An 18,303-nucleotide genomic window follows, 5' to 3' on the forward strand; every position below is an offset into this window, starting at 1 on the left:
AGGCCCCGCTTCCCCTGGCCGTCGGACGGCCGTTCCGGCCTGCCCGCAGCGGTCCCCCGCACCCGGTGCGGCACCCGCCCCACGTCCCCAGAAAGGTACGAGCCGTGAGAGCACGATCCCCCGGAAACCCGTCCCCAGGACACCCGTCCCCCGGGCGCCGTCGCACCGGCCGCGCCATCGGGCTGACCTCGCTCGCCCTGGCCCTGTCGCTGTCCGCCACCGCCTGCTATCGCGGCGCCGGTGACGCGGGCAACGACGCCGCGCACACCATCAATGTGCTGATGGTGAACAACCCGCAGATGGTGGATCTGCAGCGGCTGACCGCCGAGCACTTCACCGAGGAGACCGGCATCAAGGTCGATTTCACGGTGCTGCCGGAGGACGATCTGCGCGACAAGATGAGCCAGGACTTCTCCAGTCAGGCCGGGCAGTACGACGTGGCCAGTCTGAGCAATTACGAGACGCCGATCTATGCCCGCAACGGCTGGCTGACCGATCTGGGTGCGCGCGCCGCGAAGGACCGCGCCTTCGACCAGGGCGACATCCTCCCTCCGGTCCGCAAGTCCCTGACGGCCGCCGACGGGAAGGTCTACGCCCAGCCGTTCTACGGCGAGTCCTCGTTCCTGATGTACCGCAAGGACCTCTTCAAGGCCGCGGGGCTGACCATGCCCGCCCGCCCCACCTGGCGCCAAGTGGCCGCTCTGGCGGCCACGTTGGACGGCTTCCGCAAGGGGATGAAGGGGATCTGTCTGCGCGGGCAGCCGGGCTGGGGGCAGTTGATCGCCCCGCTGACGACGGTGGTCAACACCTTCGGCGGCACATGGTTCACCAAGGACTGGCGGGCGGAGGTCGACAGCCCGCAGTTCGCCAGGGCCACCCGGTTCTATGTGGATCTGGTGCGCCGGCACGGTGAGGCGGGTGCCCCGCAGGCGGGCTACACGGAGTGCCTCAACGATATGCAGCAGGGCAAGGTCGCGATGTGGTACGACGCGACGGCCGGGGCCGGTTCGCTGGAGGGCGGCGGTTCCAAGGTTGCGGGCAGGGTCGGCTACGCGCCGGCGCCGGTGGAGCGGACCGCCGCCTCGGGCTGGCTCTACACCTGGGCCTGGGGTCTGCAGAAGGCCAGTACGCATCAGGAGGCGGCCTGGAAGTTCATCCGCTGGGCGTCGAGCGCGTCCTACGAGCGGCTGGTGGGCCGGGAGCTGGGCTGGCCGCGGGTGCCGGGCGGCAAGCGGGCCTCGCTCTACCGCGATCCGCAGTACCTCAGGTCGGCCGGTGCGTTCGCGGGCGCGACCGAGCACGCGATCGCCTCGGCCCGGCCCGACGATCCCGGGGTTCAGCCCCGCCCGGCGCCCGGGATCCAGTTCGTCGGCATTCCCGAATTCTCCGACCTGGGCACCAAGGTCTCCCACGAGATCAGCTCGGCCATCGCCGGCAAGCAGAGCGTCGCCGAGGCCCTCAGGAAGAGCCGGCGACTGGCGCAGGAGGTGTCCGATGCGTACGCAGACCACTGAGCCGGCCCGGCCCGTCGAGGCCGTCGCCACCGCTCCCGGACGAACCGCGGCCCACCGCACGCGGCGGGCGAGGGACTGGGCCCGCCGCGCGCCCCTCCTCCCCGCCCTCGTCTTCCTCGTCGTCGTCACCCAACTCCCGTTCCTGGCAACGGTGTTGATTTCCTTCATGCGCTGGAACGCGCTCGCCCCCGACAACCGCGGCTTCGCCGCCTTCGACAACTACCGGGCCGTCTTCACCGATCCCGCGCTGCGCGCCTCGGTGGGCACGACGGTGCTGCTGACGGTGACCGTGGTGTTGGTGAGCCTGCTGCTGGGGCTGGTCCTGGCCCTGCTGCTCGACCGCGGCTTCCGCGGCCGCGGCATCGTCCGCACCCTGCTCATCACGCCGTTCCTCGTCGTGCCGGTCGCCTCCGCGCTGCTGTGGAAGCACGCGCTGTACAACGCCTCGTACGGGCTGCTCAACGGTTCGCTGACCTGGATCTGGCGGCTCTTCGGCAGCGACAACCCGCCGCAGCCGGACTGGATGACCGACTCGCCGCTGGCCGCCGTGGAGGTGTCGCTGATCTGGCAGTGGACGCCGTTCATGATGCTGATCCTGCTGGCGGGGCTGCAGAGCCGCGCCACGGACGCCATCGAGGCGGCCCGGATGGACGGCGCCTCCGCCTTCGACATCTTCCGCTACCTGACCCTCCCCCACCTGCGCCGCTACCTCGAACTCGCCGCCCTGCTCGGGACCGTCTACGTCGTGCAGAACTTCGACGCGGTCTTCACCATCACCTCCGGCGGCCTGGGCACCGCCAACCTCCCGTACACCCTCTACCAGACCTTCTACCAGGCCCATGACTACGGACGGGCGTCCGCACAGGGCGTGGTCGTGGTGCTGTGCTCGCTGCTCGTGGCCACCTTCGCGCTGCGCACCGTCTCGTCCCTGCTCCGCGAGGAGGTCACCCGATGAACAGCGCACCCCTGCCCCTGCGGCGCCGGCGGCGGACGAACGGGCTGCTGGGCCTGGCCGCCTGGCTGTGCGGAATCGCCTTCTTCCTGCCCGTCGCCTGGATGGTGCTGACCTCCTTCCACGGCGAGACGGACGCGGCGACCAACCCACCCAGCATCGCCGCCCCGCTCAGCCTGCACGGCTACCGCGAGTTCTTCGGCGAGGGCAGCGGCATCAGTCCCTGGCCGCCCCTGATCAACTCCCTCACCGCGTCCGTCGTCTCCACGCTCCTGGTCCTCGCCCTGGCCGTTCCCGCGGCCTACGCCCTGTCCATCAAGCCGGTGCGCAAGTGGAGCGACGTCCTGTTCTTCTTCCTCTCCACGAAGATGCTGCCGCTGGTGGCGGGGCTGCTGCCGATCTATCTGGTCGCGCAGAACGCGGGGATGCTGGACAACATCTGGCTGCTGGTCATCCTCTACACCTCGATGAATCTGCCGATCGCGGTGTGGATGATGCGCTCGTTCCTCGCCGAGGTCCCGGTGGAGATGCTGGAGGCCGCGTCCATCGACGGCGCGGGCCTGACCACCACCCTGCTCCGGATCGTCGCGCCGGTCGCCCTGCCCGGCATCGCCGCCACGGCCCTGATCTCCTTCATCTTCAGCTGGAACGAACTGCTCTTCGCCCGGGTCCTGACCGGCGTCGTGGCCGGTAGCGCTCCGGTGTTCCTGACCGGGCTGGTCACCAGCCAGGGTCTGTTCCTGGCCAAGGTGTGCGCCGCCGCCACCGTCATCTCCCTCCCCGTCCTCATCGCCGGATTCGCCGCCCAGGACAAGCTCGTCCAGGGCCTCTCCCTCGGAGCCGTGAAATGAAAGCCGCAGTGATCAGCGCACCCGGCCAGGTCGAGGTCACCACCGTCGAGGACCCCACCCCCGGGCCGCGCCAGGTCGTGGTCTCGGTCGCCGCCTGCGGGCTGTGCGGCACCGATCTGCACATCCTCCAGGGCGAGTTCGCGCCCACCCTGCCCGTCGTTCCCGGCCACGAATTCGCCGGTACGGTCGTCGCCACCGGCAGCGCGGTCACCGAACTCGCCGAGGGCGACCGGGTGGCGGTCGACCCGTCCCTGCCCTGCCACGAGTGCCACTACTGCCGCATCGGCCGCAACAACCTCTGCGAGCGCTGGGCGGCGATCGGGGTGACCACGGCCGGCGGCGCCGCCGAGTTCGCCGTCGCGCCCGTCGCCAACTGCATCAAGCTGCCCGACCACGTACGCACCGAGGACGCGGCCCTGATCGAGCCGCTCTCCTGCGCCGTACGCGGCTACGACATCCTGCGCTCCCAGCAGCTGGGCACCCGGGTCCTGATCTACGGCTCCGGGACGATGGGCCTGATGATGCTCGAACTGGCCAAGCGCACCGGCGCGGCGGGCGTGGACGTGGTCGACATCAACCCGGACCGGCTGGCGACCGCCCGCACCCTGGGCTGCACCCACGCGGCCGCCTCACCCGACGAGATCGACCGTCCGCGCGGCTGGGACGTCGTCATCGACGCGACCGGCAGCGAACGCGCCATCCAGGACGCGCTGGGCCGGGTCGGCAAGGGCGGCACCTTCCTCCAGTTCGGGGTCGCCGACTACGCCGCCCGCGCCGTCATCGAGCCGTACCGCATCTACAACCAGGAGATCACCATCACCGGCTCGATGGCCGTACTGCACAGCTACGAACGCGCCGCCGAGCTGTTCGCGGCGGGCACCCTGGACCCGGAGGTCTTCATCAGCGACCGGCTGCCGCTGGCGGAGTACGCGACGGCGCTGGACCGCTTCAAGGCGGGCCGGGGCCGGAAGATCCAGGTGCGGCCGTGAGCCCGTGAGCCGGTGGGCCGCGGGGTCAGTTCGGCACGCGTACGGGCGCCAGCTCGCCGTGCAGCAGCGCCGCGCCGAGCGGGGTGAGGGCGTGCACGACGCTCCCGCCGTCGCGGCGGCTGTGGGCCAGATCGGCCTCGCGCAGCGCGCTCACATGCTCGCTTGCCGAGGGGGCGGAGACCCGTAGCCGACGGGCCAGTTCGCCGGTGGTGGCGGGCTCGTCTAGGGCGGTGAGGACGCGGGCCCGGGTGCGGCCGAGCAGCGCCGACAGGGCCTGCGGACGGCAGGCGCGGGTGGCGGCGGGGGCCCAGGCCGTGGAGTGCTCGACGGGGTGGACCAGGACCGGTGGCAGGCCCGGGTCGGCGAGGGCGATGGGCCGCCGCCAGCAGAAGTGGGAGGGGATCAGCCGCAGTCCGCGGCCGTGCAGCCACAGATCGCGGTCGCGGGGGTAGTCGACGTGGAGGACCGGCGGATCCCAGCGCAGATGCGGGCGGAAGGAGTCGAGCATGCGGTCGACTCCGCCGTGGCACAGCGTGCGGGCGCGGGCGGCCCGGTCGCGGTCGGCCGTCGCGGCCGCCTCCGTCCAGTCCGGAGCGATCACCGCCGCGTGCACCGCCTGGAACGCGGCGGCCAGTTCGTCCAGGGGCTGCCGGCTGCCCTTGGCCACCGCTCCGGCCCAGCGCGGCAGCCGGGCCGGGAGCGCGGCCCGGCGCAGTTCCGCGGTCAGCCGGGCCCTGGGCGTCTCCCGCAGCGCCGTCAGCCCCGCCGCCAGGCCGTGGCGTCCCGCGTCGGGTGTCAGGAAGTCCGGGAAGTAGCGGGCGTCGCCCGGCGCCAGCGCGGTGATCAGCCGGGCGGCCCGGGTCAGTCCGTGCTCCGCCAGTTCGGCGCGGGCGCGGGCCCGCCAGGCGGCGTACACCGGCACGCCGTTGCCGGGCGCCGTCAGCTGATGCATCGCCAGCACCGTTTCCCACAGCGGGTCCGGTTCGGCCGCGAGCTGTACGCGCGCGATGTCCCGCTCGTCGAAATGGATACGCAACATGCGGCCCCCGCGGCATGCTCATGACCCCGTCCCCAAGGCCCCCTGAACTCCCCGCGGACAGCCTGCCCGGTGGCGGGGTGGGTGTCCAGGGCGAGCCCTGCCCAAAGGACGGCGGGGCGGGCCGTCAGCCGCCGTCCCCGCCCCTTTCCCCGTACGCGTCGCCGTCCCCGGCCCCGTCGCCGTCCTCGGCCAGTCGCTCCGCCAGCCGCTCCAGGAACACCCGCTGCCCCTTCACCACCCGCTCCGCCGCCTCCCGCGGAGTGAACCACGCCACCCGGTCGATCTCCGGAAAGCCACGGGTCACGCCCGACCCCCGCGGCCACTCCATCTCGAAGGTGCCGGGCACGATCCGCTCCGGATCGAGATCGCTGCGGACGGCCCAGACGGTCACCACCTTGCCGCCCGCCTGGCGGGCCTCCCCCAGGGGCAGGTACGGCCCGTCCGGCGGCGGCATCCCCAGCTCCTCCTCGAACTCCCGCCGGGCCGCGTCCCGCGCCTCCTCCGGCGGTAGGTACTCCCCCTTCGGCACCGACCAGGCGCCCTCGTCCCGCCGGGCCCACAACGGCCCGCCCATGTGCGCCAGCAGCACCTCGACGCCGTCCGCACGCCGTCGGTACAGGAGCAGCCCGGCGCTCCGCTTCCCCGCCACGGCCGCTACGTCTCCGCACCGGCGTGCGCGGCGAGCACGGTCTCGACCGTGTCCGCCTCGGCCGCCGTCTTGTCCTCGCGGTAGCGCACCACGCGCGCGAAGCGCAGCGTCACGCCCGCCGGATAGCGCGTGGACGTCTGCAGCCCGTCGTACGCGACCTCCACGACGAGTTCCGGCCGCACGGTGACGACGTGCCCCCGCTCCGCCACCGCCAGCTCCTGGAGCCGTTCGGTCTGCCAGGCCAGGGTGGCGTCGGTGAGGCCCTTGAAGGTCTTGCCGAGCATGACGAACCCGCCGTCCGGGCCGCGCGCCCCCAGGTGGAGGTTGGAGAGCTTTCCGGTGCGCCGGCCGTGGCCCCATTCCGCCGCGAGCACGACCAGGTCGAGGGTGTGCACCGGCTTCACCTTGAGCCAGGAGGCGCCGCGGCGGCCCGCACTGTACGGGGCGCCCAGGGCCTTGACGACGACGCCCTCGTGGCCGTCGCGCAGGGTCCGCATCCAGAAGTCCTCGGCGGCCGCCCGGCCCGCCGCGTCCTGCGGGTCGGGCACCACCTGGCGCCGCACCCGCGCCTCCCGTGGAACCAGCCGCGCCAGCTCCGCGTGCCGGTCCGCGACGGGCCGTTCCAGCAGGTCGCGGCCGTCGCACAGGAGCACGTCGAAGAAGACCGGCGACAGCGGCAGCGCGGCCCGCGCGGCGGTGACGTCCACCCGCGAGCCGAACCGCCCCGCGACCCGCTGGAACGGCACCGGCCGCCCGTCCCGGTCCAGCGCGATCACCTCGCCGTCCAGGATGAAGCGCTCGGCGGGGAGGTCCCGTGCCAGGGCGGCGACCTCGGGCAGCCGGTCGGTGACCTCGTCCAGGGTGCGGGTGTAGATCCGTATGTCGTCGCCGTCCCGGTGGACCTGCACCCGGATGCCGTCCAGCTTCTGCTCCACCGCGCAGGCGCCCAGCTTGTCGATGGCCTCGGCCACCGACGTGGCGCTGTGCGCGAGCATCGGGCCGACGGGGCGGCCCACCGTGAGCCGGAATTCCGCCAGCGCCGGCCGCCCCTGCGCCAGCAGCGCCCGCCCCACGTCCGGCAGCGACCCGGCCAGCATCACGGCCCGCCGTACGTCCGCCGCGGGCACCTCCGTCGCCGCCGCGAGCCCTTCCACGGCAAGGGCGTCCAGCGCGCCCTGCCGTACCTCCCCGGTCAGCAGCCCGAAGAGGAACCGCTGCTCCTGCCCGGTCGCCGCGGCCATCAGCTCCCGTACCAGCCGGCGGCGCTCGCCCTGCGCTCCGGCGCCGCCGACCCGGGCCAGGACGCTCAGCGCCGCGTCCGCCTCGCGCACGGTGAGCGTGGCGCGCTCGGCCGGGGACACCGGCTCGCGCAGGACGCTCCAGCCGATGCCGATCCGCCCCTGCGGCAGCCGCCCGGCGAGGTACGGGAGGACGATCGGTACGTCCGGTGGCTCGGCGGCCCGGAACAGCCCGGCCAGCAGCGCGATCTTCCGCGACCGCGCGGAGGCCGCGGCGACGTCCGCGGAGACCTGTGCGAGAGCGGCCAGCAGCATAGGGCCATGGTGCGCCCGCGGCGCCGTCCGCGCTCCCGGACGGGCGCCGCGGTGGCCTGCCTGCCTTCCTGGAACCCCCGTACCGGCCGTCAGCTCCGCTGCACGATCTCGCCGCCGACGACGACCGTCTCCGCGACCGTCCCCGGAATGTCCTCGGGCGCGGAACGCAGGATGTCCCGGGAGAGCACCACGAAGTCGGCGAGCTTCCCGACGGTCAGCGAACCGCGTTCGTCCTCGAGGAAGTTGGCGTAGGCCGAGCCCATCGTGTATGCGTGCACCGCGGTCTCGACGCTCACCGTCTCCTCCGGCTGCCAGGCCTCGCCGCCGGCCAGCGGCTTGCGGGTGAGGGCGGTGTAGATGCCGACCATCGGGTCCATCTCGGCGACGTTCCAGTCGCTGGAGAAGGCCAGTACGGCGCCCGCGGTGTGCAGGCTGCGCATCGGCCAGGCCTTGTGCCAGCGGTCCGGACCGACGTTCTCGGCCCAGTCCTGGCCGGGCCCGGCGATCTCCGGGGCGCAGTGCCGCGGCTGCATACAGGCCACCACGCCCAGTTCGGCGAAGCGCGGGGTGTCCCTGGGGTCGAGGCATTCGACGTGGACGACCTGGTGGCGGGCGTCGCGCGGGCCGTTGACGGCACGGGCCCGCTCGACGGCGTCGAGGACGGTGCGGATGCCGCGGTCGCCGGTGGCGTGGACGAAGCACTGGAAGCCGCGGGCGTCCAGCTCGGTGAGCAGCTCGCCGAAGTCGGCGGCGGGGTAGAACGTCTCGCCCCGGTGGTGGCCGCAGCCCGCGTAGGGCTCCAGCAGCGCGGCCGTCCGCGGCTCGACGACATCGTCGATGTACAGCTTGAGCGGGCCGACCCGCAGCCGGTCGTCGGCGTGGCGCCGCGCGGCCGCCGCGAAATCGTCGAGGTCGGCGTCGGTGGTGCCGCGCGGGTGGAAGAGCGCCGCGACGATCCGCGACCGGAGCCGGCCCTCGGCGCGGGCCCGCTCGAAGAGGGCGAGGTCGTCGAGGGAGTTCTGCGGTTCGACGACGGTGGTGATGCCGAAGCGGATGGCGTCGTCGAGGCTCTGGGCCAGGCGCCCGTACTGGCGGTCGGCGGAGGCCCACGGCACGCCGAGGTCCTTCAGGGCGCGGTGCCCGTCGCGGGAGAGTCCCTTGACGGCGAAGTCCTTGACGAAGCCGGTGGGTTCGCCGGTCTCCGGGTCGGTCTCCGCCTCGCCGAAGGGCAGGCTCGTACGGTCCCGGTCGATGCCCAGGCGGCGCAGCGCGGCGGTGTTCAGCCAGGCGGTGTGGACGTCGTAGCTGAGGACGAAGGCGGGGGTGTCGCCGGTGACGGGGTCGAGGTCGCTCGCGCGCGGCATCCGGCCGCCGGGGATCGCGGAGTAGTCGAAGGCCTCGGCCTCGATCCACTCGGCGTCCGGATGGGCCTCGCGCCAGGTGCGGATCCGCTCGTGGATCGCGTCGAGGGTGCGGACGCCGGCGAGCTGGACGCAGGCGTCGTCGGAGCCGAGCCGGACGTGGTTGTGGGCGTCGATGAACCCGGGCAGCACCAGCCGGCCGCCGGCGTCGATGCGCTCGGTGTCCGGTCCGGTCCACTGCCCGGCGTCGGCGTCCGCACCGAGCCAGACGATCCGGCCGTCACGTACGGCGAGCGCCTGCGCCTCGGGCAGGTCGGGGTCGACGGTGTGGATACGGGCGCCGGTGAGGACGAGGTCGGCGGGACCGGCCGGGGCGGTGCGGGTCATGAGGAGGGGCTCCTGAGTGGTACGGAGGGCGAGTGGGACGTGTCGCGTCGGCGTGCGCGGGGGGCGTCAGGCGCCCGGTGTGGTGGCGGCGACGCCGCGCCGGGCGAGCGCCCAGTAGACGAGGCCGGAGACGACCGAGCCGAGCAGGGTGAGGTCGGCGCCGCCGAGCGGCGCGACCAGGGGGCCGGTCCATAGCTCGGAGTCGCAGGTCAGGGCCGCGAAGAGCATGCCGGCGACCAGCGCGGTCATGCCCGCCGGGTGGTAGCCGGAGCGGTACCAGTACGCGCCCGCGCGCCCGGAATGCAGGGCCTCGGTGTCGTACCGGCAGCGGCGCAGCACCATGTCCGCGAGGAAAACGCCGCCCCAGGGGGCGAAGACGATGATCAGCAGGGAGAGGAAGGACAGCAGCGACTCGGTGAAGTCGGCGTAGAAGAGCGCGCCGAGCGAGCCGAGGGCGGTGACGGCGGCGCTGATGATGATCGCCTTGGAACGGCTCCAGGGGATGCCGAGGACCTGGAGGTTCAGCGACGACGAGTAGAGCGTGATGATCGAGTTGGTGACCGAGCCGAGCAGGACCAGGGCGAGGAAGGCCGGCTGGAACCATCCGGGCAGCAGCTTCTCCGTCCCGGCCACGGCGTCCGTCATGTCCGTACGGCTCGCCGCGGCCACGCCGATGACGCCGAGCGCGACGGACGAGAGGAACCCGCCGAGCGCGCCGCTCCAGGTGAGGGCGCGCAGCGAGGTCGCCTTCGGCAGATAGCGGGTGTAGTCGGCGGGCATCGGCACGTACGAGAACGGTCCGGCCAGCATGACCACGAAGGCCAGGCTCCAGCCGGTGGCGCCGGGGGCCGATGCGTGGCCGGTGGTGTGTGCGCCGGGCAGGACGAAGACCAGCAGCGCGGCGAAGCCGACGGCCAGGACGTAGGCCATCCAGCGTTCGGCGAACTGGACGGTGGCGTGGCCCCACATCGCCACCGCGAAGGTGAGTGCGAGGGTGACCAGCAGCGCAAGGGCGCGGGCGAGGTTGCCGCCGGCCCAGCCCAGGTCGGCGAAGAAGGCCTCGAGGGCGAGGGTTCCGACGACCGTGTTCACGATGGTGTAGCCGATGCTGACCACCCAGTTGAGCAGTCCGGCGGGCCAGTTCCCGCGCACGCCGAAGGCGGCGCGGGAGATCACCAGGGTGGCGGTTCCGGTACGGATACCGCTCAGGCCCGCCGCGCTGATCGCGAAGAACGCCAGCCCGCCGATGACCACGACCGCGGTCGCCTGCCAGAAGGAGAGGCCGAAGCCGACCGCGAGGGCTCCGTTGATCACGTAGGTGAAGGTGAGGTTGGAGCCGAACCAGAGCCAGAACAGGTCCTTGGCGCTGCCGTGCCGCTCGTCGTCGGGGATCGGGTCGATGCCGTGGGTCTCGACCCGGAACACCTCATCGCTGTCCGGACCGGCCGCGGTGCCGGCGGATGCGGCGCCATCGGGAGCCTGCCCCGCCGCCTCCGCGCGCCCCGCGCCCGGGATCTCTCTCGCCGTGCTCTCTGCTTCCGGCTGCCGCCCTGCCATCCGTGCACCGCCCTTCCACGCTCACGATCTTGAATGTCGTTCTAACTTCTAGAACGGCATTCAAGATGTGCGACCGCTCCCCCGCCCGTCAAGACCCCTGCGAAAATTCGCGGATAAGGTCGGGGAGGCAGACGCCGCGACGGCATGGACGCCGCGGCGAAGGCGCAGCGACGCCACGGCACGAGAGCGAAGAGCGGGGGCGATACGGGTGGCACGGGCGGCACGACGGCGCGATGGGCACCTCACCCAGGAACGGATGCTCGAGGAGGCCATGACGGCCATCGCCGAGAACGGCCTGGCCACGCTCACCATGTCCGCACTCGCCGAGCGACTGGGCACCAGCGGCGGCCACATCCTGTACTACTTCGGCAGCAAGGACCTGCTGCTCCTGGAGGCGCTGCGCTGGAGCGAGGCCACCCTCGCCGAGGAGCGGCACGCGCTCCTGGCCCGCCGGCTGACCGCGGAACGCAAACTCGACCTGTTCCTGGAGCTGTATCTGCCGCGTGGCCCGCGCGACGCGCGCTGGACGCTGTGGATCGAGCTCTGGGCCCGCACCCCGTCGAACGAGCCGCTGCACCGGGCCCAGGAAGAGATGGATCAGGGCTGGCAGGACGACCTGGAGGCGCTGCTCGCCAAGGGCGTGCAGCGCGGCAGGTTCGCCCCGATGGACATCCCCGCGCGCGCCTCCGAACTCCTGGCGCTGCTGGACGGGTTGAGCACCCGCGTCGTCCTCGGCCAGCGCGGCACCGACCGCCGGCAGGCCCTGACCGCGGCCCGCTCGGCGACGGAACGCCTCATCAGCAGGGCAGCCGGCTCCTAGGTGCTCGCCCAGGGCGCTCGCCCACCCGTACCTGACGTACTCCGGCTACTCGTACATCACGTAATCCGGCCGAGGCGTCAGCGCCAGGACCTCCTTCGGGGTCATCAGCCGGCCGACCTCGGCATCCTCCTCGTAGAACAGCTTGAAGCCGGTGTGCACGTCCTGGGGTATTCGGGAGACGAGCCTGCGCCAGGTGCCCCGCTTCAGGCCCGGAGAGCCGATCCCGTCGGCGCACTTGATCACCGCCACACCGGGCTGCGGCCGCAGCGCGGATTCCGCACGCAGTACGGAGGAGGCGACCTGGTGAAAGACCAGCGGCTTCACCGGCAGATCGTGCTCGCCGACCAGGCCGGATAGATAACGGGCGACGCCGGTCACTTCCCGCCCGCTGGTGTGGCCGAATTTCCGCCCCGGCACCTCGCCCGGACCCATCTCCCATTCCGGATCGAGCGCGATCCCGACATCGGGATGCACCAGCCATTCGCGCAGCGCCTTCACCTCGTCCAGCGGCGCCGCGCGGCCGGGCTGGATATTCAGCAGAAGCAGCGCACGGCGCGCACGCGCGAGTTCATGGAAGCGGCGGATCGTGGCGGCCGGCGTCCGCGAACGGTAGGCCCCGTCGGGCCCGGGTGCGGCATTCGCGACCACCGCCAGGAGTTCCAGTACGGGCAGCGGCTCGCGCCCCGCGGCGTACCTGTGCGCCACCTTCTCGATCTCGGCGGCGCGGGCGCCGGGGTCGCCCGTGCCGAGCCGGCCGAGCGCGGCGGCACCGGGGAGTCCGCAGAAACCCACCAGGCGGTATCGGGGAAACAACTCCCGGCCGCCACGCGGGAGTTCGGGACGGGGGCGTGGCCGGTGCCCGGTCGGACGGGCGGCCGGGGTGCGCGGCGGCTTCGTCCGCCGCTCGGGCGGCGGCGCCCCGTTCGCGGGGTCGTCCCGAACGACCGGTTCGCCGCAGGCCGCGAGGAGGCCGAGGCCGGCCGCCGCGGTGGCCGCGAGAACCCCCCGGCGGCTCGCCCCGCCCGCGTCGTTCGCCCCGTCCGGCCCGCCCGTCCTGCCCGGTTCATCCGCCACGCCGCCTCCGTCCGTCGCCACACCACCCCCGCACACCGCGCCTCTCCAGACCACACCCCGTAAAACCTTCCCCGTCACCGCCGCATGCCTGCCAATTCGCGGGACCGACCGCCGAGTTCACCGGAAACAGCGCCGCCGACGAGACGCATGCAGCGCATGCGCCAATTGCGGCGAACGAGGAGAATCAGAGGAGTCAGGAGAACCAGAAGAATTCAGGGGGAACCAGAGGGTACGAGGAGAGCCGAAGGAACAAGGGCGCGAGAGCACGAGGGAATGAGGGGCGAGGGATGAGGGCGCGAGGGATGAGGGCGCGAGCGGCCTGCCGGGTGTCGACGTACCGCCCATGCGCCCGGAAGCGGCCCGCGCGTGAAGGGGACAGCCCGTGAAAGGGACAGCCGGTGAAGGGGACAGCCCGTTGACCACGCCGCACCGCCCCAGCGCCCGCCAGGTCTGGTACGCGGCGTACGGCTCCAACATGCACCTCGACCGGCTGACCGCCTACCTCGAAGGCGGCCGCCCACCTGGCGCGCGGCTCGGCCACCCCGGCTGCCGGGACCCCCGCCCGCCCGCGCGCGCCGAGCCGGTCATGCTGCCGGGCCTGCTCTACTTCGCCACCGAATCCCTGACGTGGACGGGCGGCAGAGCCTTCTACGACCCCGACGGCGACGGGCGGCTCCCGGCCCGCGCCTATCTTCTGACGCTCGGCCAGTTCTCCGACATCGCGGCCCAGGAGATGCTCCGCAGGCCCGGCAAGGACCTCGATCTGACGGACGTCCTCCACCGGGGACGGGCGGCCCTCGGATCCGGCCGCTATGAAACGCTGGTCCGGGCCGACCACCTCGACGGATCCCCCGTACTGACCTTCACGGCCCCGTGGCGCAGCACCGATGTCCCGTTGAACGCCCCCTCCGCCGCCTACCTCCGCCACATCGCGGCGGGCATCATCGCCGCACACCATTGGAGCGCGCGGCGGACGGCCGAGTATCTGGCCGGGTGCCCGGGGGCGGCGGGACGGTGGCCGGTCGCGGAGATCGAGGCGCTGGTCACCGAGAGCGGTTCTCCCGGCCCGCCGGCGGGGCCGAAAGCCCCAGAAGGTCCGGCAGGTCGGCGAAGGAATCGATGACGTGATCGGGCGTGCCGTCGGCCGCGCGGTGCGTTTCGGGCAGGTACTTCCCGGTCTTGACGAGTACGCCGGCGATGCCGCTGCGCTGGGCCGCCAGCACATCGGAGGCGATGTCGTCCCCCACCATCAGGGTCTCGTCCGGCGAGGCCCCGAGGTGCTCCAGGGCGGTGGCGAAGAACGCCTCGGCGGGCTTGCCGGTGACCACCGCCTCGACCCGGGCGGCCCGCTCCAGCCCCAGAAGAAAGGCCCCGGTGTCCAGGTCGAGCCCCTCCGCCGTGCGCCAGTACAGATTGCGGTGCATGGCCACCATACGGGCGCCGCGCTGGAGATGGCGGAAGGCGGCGTTGAGGGCCGGGTAGTCGAATGCGCTGCCCGCGCCCCCGAAGACGATCACATCCGGGGCCTCGTCCGCCCCCTCGTCGACGAGCGTCACGCCCTCGAGATCCTCGCGCACATCACCGGAGTTGATCAGCAGGCAGCGGGCACCCGGGTGGCGCTCGCGCAGATATCCGGCGGTGACGGCGGGTGCGGTGAGGATGTCGTCGGCGGCGACCGGGAACCCCGCCCCGGCCAGCCTCCCGGCGATCACCGCGCGGGTCCGCGAGGTGTTGTTGGTGACCAAGGCCAGCGGAAGCCCGGCGGCACGCAGCCGCGCCATGGCCGCCACGGCACCCGGCAGCGGCTTCCAGGACACCGTGAGCACACCGTCGATATCGATCAGGACCGCCCTGATGCGACCGCTCGGCCCTGTGCCGCTCCGTGCCATACCCCGACCGTAACCACGACCCGCCCCCCGCGGAAACGGATCCGCTCCCGACTTGCGAAACGCCCGCGCATGGGGTTGTTTCGAAGTAGGTGTGGACGCGGCTTCTGTCTCCCCTGGGTAGGGGGTGTTCGATTGTGCTGTTCACCGATCGTACGGACGCGGGGCACCGTCTCGCCGAAGCGCTACGCCACCTCGCCGGGGAAGATCCCCTCGTCCTCGGGCTGCCCCGCGGCGGAGTCCCCGTCGCCTACCAGGTGGCGCAGGCCCTGGGGGCACCCCTCGATGTGATCGTCGTCCGCAAGCTGGGCGTCCCCTACCACCGTGAGCTGGGCTTCGGCGCCATCGGCGAGGGCGGCGTGCGGGTGATCAGCGAGGACATCGTCCGCCGCGGCCGGATCCGGCAGGCGGACCTCCAGTCCGTCGAACGCGCCGAGGAGGCGGAGCTCGCGCGTCAGGCGCGGCGCTTCCGCGCCGGCCGGACCCGGCTCTCCCTCAAGGGCCGCACGGCGATCCTGGTGGACGACGGGATCGCGACCGGCGCGACGGCTGCGGCCGCCTGCGAAGTCGTACGGGCCCAGGGCGCGGCCCGGGTGGTGCTGGCCGTCCCGGTGGCGCCGCCGGACGCCGCCGCCTGGCTGCGCACCAAGGCGGACGAGGTGGTGTGCCTGTCCACGCCGGCCTCGTTCTCCGCCGTCGGCGAGTGGTACCAGGACTTCTCCCAGACCCCGGACGAGGAGGTCATCGCCCTGCTGACCGAGGCGGCGGCCCGCCCGGTGAGCGACCCGCCGGTTCCGGCCCACGGGTCGGTGGTCGAAGAGCCGGTGGAGGTGGACGCGGGCGCGGTACGGCTGGCCGGGGACCTCGCCCTCCCGGAGGGCGCCGAGGCGGTGGTGATGTTCGCCCACGGGTCGGGGAGCAGCCGCCACAGTCCCCGCAACCGGATGGTGGCCACGGTCCTGAACGAGGCCGGCCTGGGCACCCTCCTCTTCGACCTGCTCACACCGGCCGAAGAGGCCGATCGGGCGAATGTCTTCGACATCGAGACGCTGGCCGGGAGGCTGGCCGACGCCACCCACTGGCTGCACGGCCGGTTGCCGATCCCGATCGGCTATTTCGGGGCGAGCACCGGAGCCGCGGCCGCGCTGCGGGCCGCCGCGGTCACCGAGGTCGACATCGGAGCCGTGGTCTCCCGCGGTGGCCGCCCCGACCTCGCCGGGCCGCATCTCGGCGACGTACGGGCGCCGACGCTGCTGATCGTGGGCGGCAGCGACACCCTGGTCCTCGATCTCAACCGGCAGGCCCTGGAGGAGCTGCGCTGCGAGAACCAGCTCGAGGTCGTGCCGCATGCCACGCACCTCTTCGAGGAGCCGGGAGCGCTGGCCGCGGTCGCCGACCTGGCGCAGGACTGGTTCACCAGACACCTGGTCCCGCAGGCCGGGTAGCGCAACCCGATTGCGCTGCTGGGCAGTTGACGCTCGGTCACACGGTCTCGCGAGAGCGTCGCGCCGCCGTCGGCGCCGCCTCACGCGATCGGCCGAAACCGCGTTTGGAGTTCTGTCGCCAAGGTGATCCCTGAGAGGGCCGGAATCACCACCCGAACCCCTTTGAGGAGCAATCATGCGCATCCGCGCCGCGATCGCAGCCAGTGTCCTGGCCGCTACCGTTGTCCTCGGCAGCGCCACCACCGCCCTCGCCGGCGGTCACCACGACCACCCTCGCGGCCACCACCACGGCTGCCACCTCTACGCGGCCATCATCCACGGCAACCCGGTCCTCGTCCGAAGCTGTTCCGGCGACGGGTTCCGCGGCCACTCCCGGTGATTGCGCTGCCCCCTACTGAGGGAACAGCTCCCGGAGGGAAGGCTCGGCCTCTTCTCCGTCCCGCATCGCTTCGACCACCGCTTGGTGGAAGCTGCGGCTGTCCTCCTCCGAGTCACAGGGGACCGGGCTGCCGGCCATGGTGAACCAGTCCGTGGCACCCGTGTACTGCACCGCCACATGCGCCTGGCCCTCCGACCAGGTCGTATGCACGCTCAGGTCACCGTCGATCACGCCGATCTCCTCGGTGCGCACCACCCCGGGCCGCGCGTAGATCCCGATCGTGGTCCAAGATGCCCAGGTCATGGCTCCCCCTTGGTGCCAGGGGCCACCGGCCGCCGGCAGCCAGTGCGGTCTTTCAAGTCTGACACCGGACGGGCCACAGCGCACCGCATCGACCGGGCATTGCGGAACGGGGCGGTCCGCCGGCGCGCGCCCCGTCCCCGACCACGTACCGCTATCCCCGGCCGGCCCCCTGGCCGTCTTCCCGGCCGCCACTGGGCGTGAGGCGCACCGACAGCCGCCCCGGCCCCCGGGTGAAGACCCCCGCCTCGGCGGGCGCGGCGCCGTCCGCGAAGGCCATCGCGGGGAAGGCGTCCAGCAGCTGGTTCACGCCGACCTCCACCTCGGCCTTGGCCAGCAGCGCGCCCACACAGAAGTGGCGCCCGAGCCCGAAGGCCACATGGTCGGCGGCGGCGCTGAAGGCGCTGGCCGCCGCGATCTCGGTACGGAAGACATCGAAGGTCTCGGGGTGGGCGTAGCGCCGCTCGTCGCGGTTGGCGGCACCGATCAGGCAGGTGACGGTGGAACCCGCGGGTACGGTGCCACCGCTGAGGGCGACGTCCTCGGCGGGCTGCCGCATGATCATCTGGACGGGCGGGCTGTAGCGCAGGCTTTCGGCGAAGGCCGCCGGTACGAGGCTGCGGTCCGCCCGCACGGCGGCGAGCTGGTCGGGGTGGGCGAGGAGGTTGCGGAAGATGCCGGCGATGGCCTTGTCCGTGGTCTCGCCGCCGGCCGCGAGCAGCAGGCTGACGAACGCGGTGATGTCCTGGTCGTTCATCCGGGTGCCGTCGATCTCGGCGGTGCACAGGGTGGACAGGAGATCGTCGCCGGGCGCGGCGCGGCGTTCCTGGATGAGGGGCAGCAGGTACGCGGCCAGCTCCTCGCTGGTCCGCAGGCCGGTGGCCGTGACGGCCGGGTCCTGGGCGAGGTTGGCCAGGAACGCGACGACCGCCCCGTACCAGGTGTGGAAGCGGTCGTGGTCGGCCCGGTCCAGGCCGAGCATGTCGACGATGACGTTGATCGGGAAGCGGGTCGCGAAGCGCGACACGAGGTCGGCTTCGTCGGCCTCCCGAAAGCCGTCGATCAGCTCCCGGGCATTGCGCTCGATCACCGGCAGGAACTTCTCGCGCAGCTCGCGGCCCCGGAAGGCGGGCGCCACCAGCGCGCGGCGTACGGCGTGTTCGCGCCCGCTCATCTGCGGCAGGGTCCGGCCGCCGTGCACCGGCTCCATCTGCCACTCGTAGTTGTCGCTGGTGAACACCGGCTCGCGGAAGGCCCGTTGGACGTCCTCGTACCGGGAGATCAGATAGCTTCCGGTGCCCGGATCATGAAACAGCGGGTAGTGCTCCCGCAGGACGCGATAGGCGGAGTAGGGATCGGCTTCGAATTCCGGGGAGAGGATGTCGGGCGGCTGCGGAATCGTGGTCACGACGCGTCCTCGGCTTCCCTGAGCAGGAGCATGATCAGGAGCAGGAACAGGATCGGTGACCGGGCTCCGGCGATCGGGCCCGGGCGATGGTGCGCCTGCGGGTGCTGCCCGACGCTATGGCAGTTCGGCCGGGTCGGTC

At 72.6% G+C, this 18,303-nt stretch carries 17 protein-coding genes; 8 read left to right on the forward strand and 9 right to left on the reverse strand.

Translation table 11 applies throughout. The features are described 5' to 3' along the window. Nucleotides 1-104 precede the first annotated feature (104 nt). Genes ACIGWZ_RS17995 through ACIGWZ_RS18010 form a run of 4 tightly spaced genes read left to right on the forward strand, consistent with a single transcriptional unit; the run spans nucleotide 105 to nucleotide 4,306 of the window. Complete coding sequence (locus tag ACIGWZ_RS17995) at nucleotides 105-1,514, forward strand: ABC transporter substrate-binding protein (RefSeq protein WP_400065642.1); 1,410 nt, start codon at nucleotides 105-107, stop codon at nucleotides 1,512-1,514. After that, nucleotides 1,495-2,469: a carbohydrate ABC transporter permease gene (locus tag ACIGWZ_RS18000; RefSeq protein WP_400065644.1), complete on the forward strand. Its 975-nt coding sequence runs from the start codon at nucleotides 1,495-1,497 to the stop codon at nucleotides 2,467-2,469. Before ACIGWZ_RS17995 ends, ACIGWZ_RS18000 begins: the two co-directional genes overlap by 20 nt. Further along, nucleotides 2,466-3,317 carry a carbohydrate ABC transporter permease gene (locus tag ACIGWZ_RS18005; RefSeq protein ID WP_400065646.1) on the forward strand — a complete coding sequence of 284 codons (852 nt, stop codon included), beginning with the start codon at nucleotides 2,466-2,468 and terminating at the stop codon, nucleotides 3,315-3,317. The genes ACIGWZ_RS18000 and ACIGWZ_RS18005 overlap by 4 nt, the downstream gene beginning before the upstream one ends. After that, the gene (locus tag ACIGWZ_RS18010; RefSeq protein ID WP_400065648.1) at nucleotides 3,314-4,306 is read left to right on the forward strand and encodes a zinc-dependent alcohol dehydrogenase family protein; all 993 of its coding nucleotides are present in this window, start codon (nucleotides 3,314-3,316) and stop codon (nucleotides 4,304-4,306) included. The genes ACIGWZ_RS18005 and ACIGWZ_RS18010 overlap by 4 nt, the downstream gene beginning before the upstream one ends. A gap of 25 nt (nucleotides 4,307-4,331) precedes the next feature. Here the strand turns inward: ACIGWZ_RS18010 and ACIGWZ_RS18015 are convergent, their stop codons facing one another. The 5 genes from ACIGWZ_RS18015 to ACIGWZ_RS18035 form a co-directional block, all read right to left on the reverse strand. Continuing rightward, nucleotides 4,332-5,345: an ArsR/SmtB family transcription factor gene (locus ACIGWZ_RS18015; protein WP_400065650.1), complete on the reverse strand. Its 1,014-nt coding sequence runs from the start codon at nucleotides 5,343-5,345 to the stop codon at nucleotides 4,332-4,334. A 124-nt stretch (nucleotides 5,346-5,469) separates the two neighbouring features. After that, entirely contained in the window at nucleotides 5,470-5,994 is a 525-nt protein-coding gene (locus tag ACIGWZ_RS18020) for an NUDIX domain-containing protein (RefSeq protein ID WP_400065652.1), read from the reverse strand. 5 nt (nucleotides 5,995-5,999) lie between these two features. After that, nucleotides 6,000-7,547 (reverse strand): ATP-dependent DNA ligase, encoded by a 1,548-nt coding sequence (locus tag ACIGWZ_RS18025; RefSeq protein WP_400065655.1) that lies wholly within the window; start codon nucleotides 7,545-7,547, stop codon nucleotides 6,000-6,002. A gap of 89 nt (nucleotides 7,548-7,636) precedes the next feature. Then, a complete protein-coding gene (locus ACIGWZ_RS18030; protein ID WP_400065657.1) occupies nucleotides 7,637-9,295 on the reverse strand; it encodes an amidohydrolase in 1,659 nt (552 codons plus the stop codon). 66 nt (nucleotides 9,296-9,361) lie between these two features. Next, nucleotides 9,362-10,852: a purine-cytosine permease family protein gene (locus ACIGWZ_RS18035; RefSeq protein ID WP_400065659.1), complete on the reverse strand. Its 1,491-nt coding sequence runs from the start codon at nucleotides 10,850-10,852 to the stop codon at nucleotides 9,362-9,364. Nucleotides 10,853-11,060: 208 nt separating this feature from the next. Between ACIGWZ_RS18035 and ACIGWZ_RS18040 the strand changes: the two genes are divergently transcribed. Beyond that, nucleotides 11,061-11,672 carry a TetR/AcrR family transcriptional regulator gene (locus ACIGWZ_RS18040; RefSeq protein ID WP_400065661.1) on the forward strand — a complete coding sequence of 204 codons (612 nt, stop codon included), beginning with the start codon at nucleotides 11,061-11,063 and terminating at the stop codon, nucleotides 11,670-11,672. A gap of 45 nt (nucleotides 11,673-11,717) precedes the next feature. Here the strand turns inward: ACIGWZ_RS18040 and ACIGWZ_RS18045 are convergent, their stop codons facing one another. Beyond that, complete coding sequence (locus ACIGWZ_RS18045; protein WP_400065663.1) at nucleotides 11,718-12,746, reverse strand: hypothetical protein; 1,029 nt, start codon at nucleotides 12,744-12,746, stop codon at nucleotides 11,718-11,720. Between the two features lie 475 nt (nucleotides 12,747-13,221). On the opposite strand from ACIGWZ_RS18045, the gene ACIGWZ_RS18050 reads away from it, so the two are divergent. Then, nucleotides 13,222-13,869, forward strand: a complete 648-nt coding sequence (locus tag ACIGWZ_RS18050; protein ID WP_400066448.1) for a histone deacetylase — start codon at nucleotides 13,222-13,224, stop codon at nucleotides 13,867-13,869. On the opposite strand, the gene ACIGWZ_RS18055 is transcribed toward ACIGWZ_RS18050, so the two are convergent. Next, complete coding sequence (locus ACIGWZ_RS18055; RefSeq protein WP_400065664.1) at nucleotides 13,790-14,635, reverse strand: HAD-IIA family hydrolase; 846 nt, start codon at nucleotides 14,633-14,635, stop codon at nucleotides 13,790-13,792. The genes ACIGWZ_RS18050 and ACIGWZ_RS18055 overlap by 80 nt on opposite strands. A 134-nt stretch (nucleotides 14,636-14,769) precedes the next feature. On the opposite strand from ACIGWZ_RS18055, the gene ACIGWZ_RS18060 reads away from it, so the two are divergent. Continuing rightward, entirely contained in the window at nucleotides 14,770-16,077 is a 1,308-nt protein-coding gene (locus tag ACIGWZ_RS18060) for a phosphoribosyltransferase family protein (RefSeq protein WP_400065666.1), read from the forward strand. Nucleotides 16,078-16,252: 175 nt separating this feature from the next. Continuing rightward, the gene (locus tag ACIGWZ_RS18065; protein ID WP_400065668.1) at nucleotides 16,253-16,456 is read left to right on the forward strand and encodes a hypothetical protein; all 204 of its coding nucleotides are present in this window, start codon (nucleotides 16,253-16,255) and stop codon (nucleotides 16,454-16,456) included. Nucleotides 16,457-16,468: 12 nt separating this feature from the next. Here ACIGWZ_RS18065 and ACIGWZ_RS18070 read toward each other — a convergent pair whose 3' ends face one another. Next, a complete protein-coding gene (locus ACIGWZ_RS18070) occupies nucleotides 16,469-16,759 on the reverse strand; it encodes a hypothetical protein (protein ID WP_400065670.1) in 291 nt (96 codons plus the stop codon). Between the two features lie 151 nt (nucleotides 16,760-16,910). Next, entirely contained in the window at nucleotides 16,911-18,164 is a 1,254-nt protein-coding gene (locus ACIGWZ_RS18075; protein WP_400065671.1) for a cytochrome P450, read from the reverse strand. Nucleotides 18,165-18,303 lie beyond the last annotated feature (139 nt).

Source organism: Streptomyces sp. NPDC053427, from assembly GCF_044544985.1.
Lineage (GTDB): Bacteria > Actinomycetota > Actinomycetes > Streptomycetales > Streptomycetaceae > Streptomyces.